Annotated in this window: 1 protein-coding gene; it reads left to right on the top strand. The window is 37.5% G+C overall.

Features of this window, described 5'->3' with window-relative positions; genetic code table 11:
• Positions 1–150: 150 nt before the first annotated feature.
• A partial coding sequence (locus ADI58_RS04435) for a YSIRK-type signal peptide-containing protein (protein ID WP_049521611.1) occupies positions 151–8343 on the top strand: 8193 nt, incomplete at its 3' end.

Below are 8343 nucleotides of genomic sequence, written 5' to 3'. Positions count from 1 at the left end.
GTGATAGCTGTGATAGCTGTGATAGCTGTGATAGCTGTGATGTTATTAGCAAATATTAGTCATCATAGTGATTTTTATAAGTTAACTCTTTTTTTGAGTTGAAGTTATAAAAATTGCTTTTTCTATATCATATTGCCCTTAGGAGGGAACATGGAACATAAAAATAAGTCATTCAGTCGAATTAAACGTCATCAAAGTGATAAGGTTTTGCGCTATTCTATTCGTAAATATAGCTTTGGTGCAGCTTCAGTAGCTGTAGCAGCACTGATGTTTTTAGGTACGCATGCCGTTAGTGCGGATGCTGTTGATGCTAAAAACCAACCTACCATAGGCGCACCAAATCCAAATGAGGAGAAATCGCCTCTGATAGAGCCTGCTCCAACATCAAAAAATGAGGAAACCAAGGAAACTGAAAAAGTTGAGGTAGCCAAGGAAACTGAGGAAAGAGAGAAACCATCTGAAAATAAAGAAACCGTAGAGGCTAATTCTCTAAATAACGGCATATCTACTAGCACAATAACTGTAACGAAAGATGCTAGTGATGATAAAGTGACGGAAAAACAAAGATTAGATAAGTCTCAGTTACAAGCTAGTATTACAAAAGTTCAAGAACTCTTGGCTAAAGTCAACAAGGAAAAAGCTCCAGCTCAAACCCTCGCTGCAATTCAAGCAGATTTAGAAAGAGCTAATAGTGTGCTTAATAACGATAGTCTTGAGTTAACACAAGCTGAAGTAGATGAGGCGGCTAAAAAACTTAATGAGAAAGTTTTTGTCTTATCTTCAATGCCTAAGGTTGTCGCTCCTAAAACAGGAAGCCATGAAACGTTAGAAACTCCTAAGACTGTAACAGAGATTAAACACTCTCTTGAAACGGTAAAAGAAGATCTTCAAAAATACGTGAAGAAATCGGAAATTCCAACGGATAAACCAAACGTAACGGCAGCAGAAGAAATTCTAGAAAATATTTCAAAACAATTAGAAAATACTACCTTAACATCAAAAGAATTAACAGCACTGTTGGAACAAGCGAAGAGCGTTAGAAATACATTAGTGAATGAAGAGTTGCGTGCAACTTCAGGCGCTCGTGATTCACGTAATAACCAAAGAATGGGTGAAGGGGTTAGCTTTAGAGCAAATGATGTACCAGTAGAAGGTGCGTTGTACAATGTTAAAGAGTATATCTCAGAGGATAAATTTAATGGTGGTGGAGCAACTGCTGGTCAACGTGCCCGAACAATTGATAAAACATTCATGACCGCAAGATATAGCCAAGAAGGCGGTAAGAAATATATTACTTATGATGTTTACTTCCAAAATGATGGTTATGCTTTGAGTGGGGGTACCGGAAATGCATTTTGGTTTTACCCTCCTCGTGATATTTTATATAAAGGTGGTAAATATGTAGGAGATACCATTGCTGAGGCTTACTATGAACGTTATCGAAATCACGCAGGAACAGGAAGACTTTCTGAAAATCCTGGAAATTTTACTAAAGTAGACACGTATAATGCACTTGAAAAGGTTATGAGAAATGGAACTAATCAGGATGATAGTACGAGAAGACAATGGGGGGACCGAATTAGTCTTTATCAATTAGATGGTGGTCCGAATAATAATAATAAACGACAAGAAATGTTGAAAGATTTAGAAAATAATCCAGACCTAAATCGTATTATTCGATTAAATAATGATCCAAATGGACCTTATCCTACGTTGTCATATTCTCACGTATTAACGGTAAGCGGTGGACAAAATTACGCTTATAAATATCATGTTAAGATGCGTTTGAAAGATGATGTTACAGCTGAAGAAGCCAAAACAGCGGGGACTATGGCGGTAACTGCTAAGGAAGGAAAATCTATTACTGCGACTCAGGCATACGTATATTCTGCTACTGGAACAAGCATGTTAGCTGCTCCAACTATTAATACATTAACAAAATATGATGGAACCTTAGTGTCGACTGACCGCGTTATCTCAGGTACTGGTGTAGTTGGTGCAACGGTTACATTAACGATGCAAGATGGTACAACTCGTTCGATACCTGTTAATAATAGTGGAAGATGGAGTTATACCTTAAAGCAAAATGAGAAATTAACCCAAAATACAAAACAGGATGCCTCTATTAAATCTCCTAATACAATTTCTGCTAAGCAAACAAAAAATGGTGAAGAATCATCAGCTACGTCAGTAAATGTTCAACTAGCTAGAGCTATTTCTATTGATACTCCACTTCAAGCAGGACGTGATATTTCTGTTAAAGTAGCTCACGATACAGGACGATTCTATATTCAAGTTAGAAATGCTGCTAATACAGCCACTGTTTATGAGTATGGTGTTATACAGGAAAATGGTAGATGGAGAATTGAAAACAGCGCAGCGGCTAATGCTATTGATCTGAAGGTCACTGATGGCGATAATCCTTCTGAGAAAAAAATTACTCTTCATGTTAATGATTCGCATAGAAAAAATAATATTCCATTCAAAATCACCAAGGATCATGTGGTAAGAGTTCGTTCTCACCACGTGAATGGGGACAATAACCCAGCAGACCCAGGTCACGAAAATGATGGATGGGTTACAGCAAATAAAGCAACGAATACAGATCCAACAATTACAATTAATAATTCAAATGCTACTTATACATCAGATGGTACTTTGACTAAAGACAAGTTAAAAACACTTGTAACGGTAAATGATGCTGAAGATACTCCAGGGCGCACTGTAGGTAATTCAGCAGCAGAGAATTTGGATGTAACAGCTACTAAAGACGGTAAAAATGTTGATTTAACAAAACCTCTTACACGAGGTACTTATAATCTTACTTATAGAACAACGGATGCTGCTGGAGCTACAGCAACAAAAAATCATACTATTACAGTAAACTATGCAGCTGTAGCAAAATCAAAGATAAACTTGGTACAAGGGGAAAGGGTTTCAGATGAAATTAAACGTAGCTTATTAGAATTACGTGATGGAAACGATAAAGTAGCAATTCCAAATAACGCTAGAGTGGAAGTTACTTTAGATACAAGTGCTAAAGCAGATAGTAAGACAGCAGTGGCGTCAGTTGTACTCCAAGGGAAAACAATAGCTTCGACGAATATAAATTATCGTGTATTACCGACCTTCCCAATAGCTCATACAGTATATGATTTTAAAGGTGTAAACCGATCTGATGATGAATCAAAATATTACCTCAATACAGGTATTCCAGGAGGAATGAAATGGTTTGCCAAGCGAGGTAATGAAGCAGAGATAGATGCTTCAGGGTTGAGAGATAAGATAAATGCAGACCCAGTCGGGGAAACAACTTATAAGTTTGGTGGTAAATACAACTATGGTCGATTTACTGACAGTCCACAGCCAACTGAAAAATTAGAGCATTCAGCTACATTTACTCATAAGGTGTTTGATATTAAACCTAATGATACAAAGGTTACTGTAGCTCAAGGAGGGACGTTATCAGAAGCACAAGCTATTTCAGCCGTTGCCAAAGTAACTGGTTCTCCTGATTTGCCTAGTGGAACAACTTATGAATGGGTAGATGATAGAGGGAATAAGATTACCCCAACAGCGAACACAGCTGGTGTTCAAAACTTTAAAGTGAAGGTAACACTACCTCCAGCTCAAAGTGGCAATGATGCACCAGAAGCAACTAAGAGACAGCCATCTAAAATCATTACTGTTCCTGTTAATGTTACACCACCAGCACCTACGGTTACTCCAACGATTAATAATATGGTAACCTCTACTGACAGAGTTTTACGAGGTACTGGTCTTGCTGGTGCGAAAGTGAAAGTAACAGTCAACACTACACCTCTTCCTGAAGTTACAGTTGGTCGTGATGGTAACTGGGAGGTTACTCTTCCAAAAGGATTGAACAGCAACCATGCTCCATCACAAGCGCAACTTGTCAATAAGGATCCACTGAAGGTTACTCAAAGTGTTGATGGAGTAGACAGTCCGATAACAAATGTAACCGTAGCAGTTGGTGAAACGAAGGTTCAACCTACTGTAGAAAATGGCACAAGTGTATATGCAGGTGCTAAGATGATTACAGTGAAGGCTCCACATGATGCTGGTGTTTTCTATGTTAAGTATCGTGAAAAAGATTCGAATCAAGAAAAAGAAATCGGAATCAAACGTGATAGTATTTCTGGTCCTTGGACTTCAATTGCTCCGGATCGTGGAGTTGTAACAGGTAATGTGACTAAAGATGGATTCTCAGATACGGTTACTATCGAGATGAAAGAGTCAATTAAAGAAGGTAGTATCAGTGCTGTTGCCAATATTAGACAAGGTGGATATAGTAGTCCATACAGTTGGCAAGCAACTACTGTAACGAACGAAGCTCCGACACTTACATCAACATTTACAGGCCCTAAAAAAGTTGTTGAATACGGAACTCCTTTCAATCCTACAGAACTTGTCAGAGCAAGTGATAAAGAAGACGACACAGGACTTACACGAGGAACTGGTAGAGTAGAAGTTGTTTCAGTAAACGGTAATACTGGGAATAAGACTGTTAATACAAGTCAAACAGGAACTTATACAGTCAAACTGAAAGCTACCGATAGCCAAGGTAAAGCATCGGCTGAAAAAGATGTGACAGTTGAAGTTACGAAAAACCATCAGGCTGTTGCAAAACCAGTTGTTAACTTGAAAGTTGGCGAAACACTAACACCTGCTGAAAAACGTAGCCTGATTGAATTACAAGAAGGTAACGGACGAGTAGCGCTTCCAGACGATGCTATAGTTGAAGTTAATTTAGATACAAGCGCAAAATCAAATAGCAAGCAAACTACAGCAAATGTTAGATTTAAAGATGGTACAGTAAAAAATGTAGACCTGAATTATAAAGTTCTTCAAACATTCCCAGTTGCTACAAAAGTTTATGATTTTAATGGTGTTGCGAGAAATCAAAGCGAAGGTGCTTACTATAGTAACACAGGTCTTCCTGATGGGTTCAATTGGTTTGTTAGACAAAATGGAACAGTTAAACCTGATGGATATATTCAAAATTATTTGAGAAATGATTCTGTAGGGACAACAGACTATGTTTACGGAGCAAAATATAGAGAAGGTAGATTTTCAAATAATGCTCCAGAAAGTGATAGACTAGAACATTCTGGTACAGTTTCACATACGGTGTTTGATGTAGGAGCGAATACAACTCGTATTATGGTAAATAGAGGTAGCGCCTTGTCAGATGACCAAGCAAGAACTGCTGTAATGCCTATAAATAACTCAGCAGCTTTACCAAGTGGTACAACCTATGAATGGGTAACAGAAAATGGGAATCCACTTACTGATAAGGCGGTAACAGAGAAGGGTGAAGCTACTCGATATGTAAAAGTAACGTTACCAAAAACTGCGGTAGATGGACCAGCAGCGACTCAACATCAATCCTATAAGATAGTAGAAGTTAAAATAAATGAAGCCGAAAAACCTACTGTATCATTTAAATATGGAAATGATACAATTCCATTGACAACTACTGCAGAAAATAGATTCGTAATCTTCCGCGGAGCAACTTTCAATCCTACATTGACTGTTAGTGATAATTCGGGAACTGTATCGTATCTTAAAGTTTCTGGACTTCCGAGTGGAAGAGAAGTGATTAAAGATACAGCAATGACTAGCGGAACAAATGTAACGATAGATGGAGATAATGCAACAACAAGTAATGCTGATTTAGGTAGACATGAAGCAAGTGTACTTGTTAGAGACGCAGCAGGTAACGAAGAAACTTACAAATTTGCATACACTGTTGAAGACGCTATTCTAAAAGAAACTCCAAAAACAGTTCCTTTAGGTACTAAACTAGGTACAGATTCACATGATTATGTGAAATTAGCAAATTCAACAGAGCCAGATTATACAGTTTATCCAAATGGAATGGCCTTCAAATGGAAAAAAGACAATGTGGAAGTAACTGATAGGGAAACAGCGCTTACTGAACCAGGTAGAGTAACGGGTTATAAAGCAGTTGTTAAATTCCCAGCAGCAGGATTCTACACAAAAAATGGTGTGAAGATTTATACACCCGACTCAATTGAAAGAGATATTACATTCCTAGTTCAGCCAACAGCGCCGACTGTCACTGCAAAAGATAATGGAGATGTCTTAATTACACCAACAAATCAAACAAATGTGGATAAAGTCAGCGTAACCTTTACAAAACAAGATGACTCTACAGAAGTGACATATACAGCTAAGAAGAATGCTAGTGGAGTATGGCAATTTGGTTCAGGTGCACCGTTAACAGTTGATCCGACAACAGGCGTGTTTAGATTAAAAGACCGTGTTGTAAAAGATGGTACAACGGTAACTACTAAAGCTCTTACAACAGATGGAACAGGTAGCGTTGAAAGTATTCCTGCAACAGGTATAGCAGGTAATGGAGATGCGGTTTTACCGGAAATTGAATTTAAAAATACTGTGATAGATTCTACAGGGGATCGTGTAGTATATATTACACCAACTGAAAATACAAACATTGATGTTGCAACTATTACTGATAATTCTAACAAATTATTAGAAGCTGTATTCTTTGATCAAGGTGCAGGAATAACAGATCTTGGTAATTATGGACTTACTTACAATAAAGTAATCAGAAATGGAGATACGATTACCAATGCACCGTTGACCGTAACTGTAAATGGTACACTTAATAAGTTCAAATCTGGAAATACAGTGTGGAGTGATGATGATGTCATTACAACTCGTTATGCTTCAGCAATGGACGCTGCAGAAAATAATATTAAGGATAAATCAGGAAGTAGAGATAATGTTGCTTCAAACCCTTATCGTGTTGTTTTCAAAACATTAACACAAGCAACGAAATATACACCGACAGTAAGTAAATCTAAGATTGAACGTGATATCACTCAAGCGAATACAACAATTACAGCCACTGAATTTAACAAGATTAAAGATACGTTAACGTTCTCATCAACACGTGGTGAAGTAAAAGTTGATAAGAATACATCTGGATTAGAACTTACAATGAAGAATAGTACAGTCCAAACAAAACAAGACGGTACATTATATATCACTGCAACGGTCACATATCCTGATGGTTCAAGAGAAGATATTGAAGTTCCATTAGATACAACAAATGCAAATAAGGCAAAACCAACTTTAACAATTCCAGAAGTATCTATTAAAGCAGCTAAAGCTAAGGACGCACAAGGAAGCGTACCAGCAACTGAATATAATCGTGTATTGAACAACGTTACAGTTCCACAAGGACAACCACAACCAACTGCTAAAGAAGTGAAAAATAACGGACGTATCAGTGTGGTAGGTGGTAAGAATGTAGTTACTGTAGGATTAACATTCAGTGATAATACGAAGAAAGATGTTACAGTTCCAGTCTTGGAAGTTAAACCAATCGACATTACAACAACATTTAACGAATTGGATAATACGGTAACAGTTAAACCGAATACAACAGTAGAAAATGGCGACAAATTACACGTAACAATTCGTGGTATTGGAATGCAATTAACAAAAACTGCCGATGGATACACAAACAGCGTTAACGATCGTACTATCACTGTAAATCAAGATGGAAGTATCACAATAACACTAGCAGGCGAAGAAAAATACCAAGCAGGAGACCGCATTGTAACACGTCACGAAAGTAATAAGAACGGAAAAGTTGATTCATACGAAACAGAAGCATTCGCAGGATTGAAACCAGTTGAGAAAGTTCCAGTAATTAATCTGACGAATCTAACTCCAAAAGAAATAGAAGACGTTAAAGCAGCTGTGAAAAAAGCGAACCCATCTGTTAATACTGCTGAATTACAAGTAGCAGCAAACGGAGACGTAACTTACAGACATAAAGGTGCAGGAGTAGGAGCTAGTGACCCAACACCAGTAATTACATTGTCAGAAACTGTACGTGAACGTAACGATGCAGAGAAGATTGATCCAACAATAGCAACATTAACACGTTATGTTAAAGAAACAAAACATACAGATGAACAAATAAAAAATGCAATTACGGGTGAACATATTGCTAACAAAGCAATTACAGGAGAAATTCCAACTAATGGTGGAACTGTAGTAGTTAAAGTAACATATACAGATGGAAGCTCTGAAGATGTAAAAGTTCCTATTATAGTGACGCCGGAATTAACGCCAGTTAAGAATCTAAATGACTTAACAAACAAAGAAAAAGAATCTGTAAAAGCTAAAATACAAACGTTGAACCCAACAGCTACAAATATAGTTGTAAAAAATAATGGTGAAACAACACTAACTATACCTGACGTTACAACAGCTCCATTAACACCAGCACAAACGGTGAAAGAAGCAGATTCAAATAGA

The organism is Streptococcus mitis, from assembly GCF_001074635.1.
Classification (GTDB): domain Bacteria; phylum Bacillota; class Bacilli; order Lactobacillales; family Streptococcaceae; genus Streptococcus; species Streptococcus mitis_E.
The sequence above is the reverse complement of the archived record's forward strand: the minus strand, read 5'-3'. Positions and strand labels throughout refer to the sequence as shown.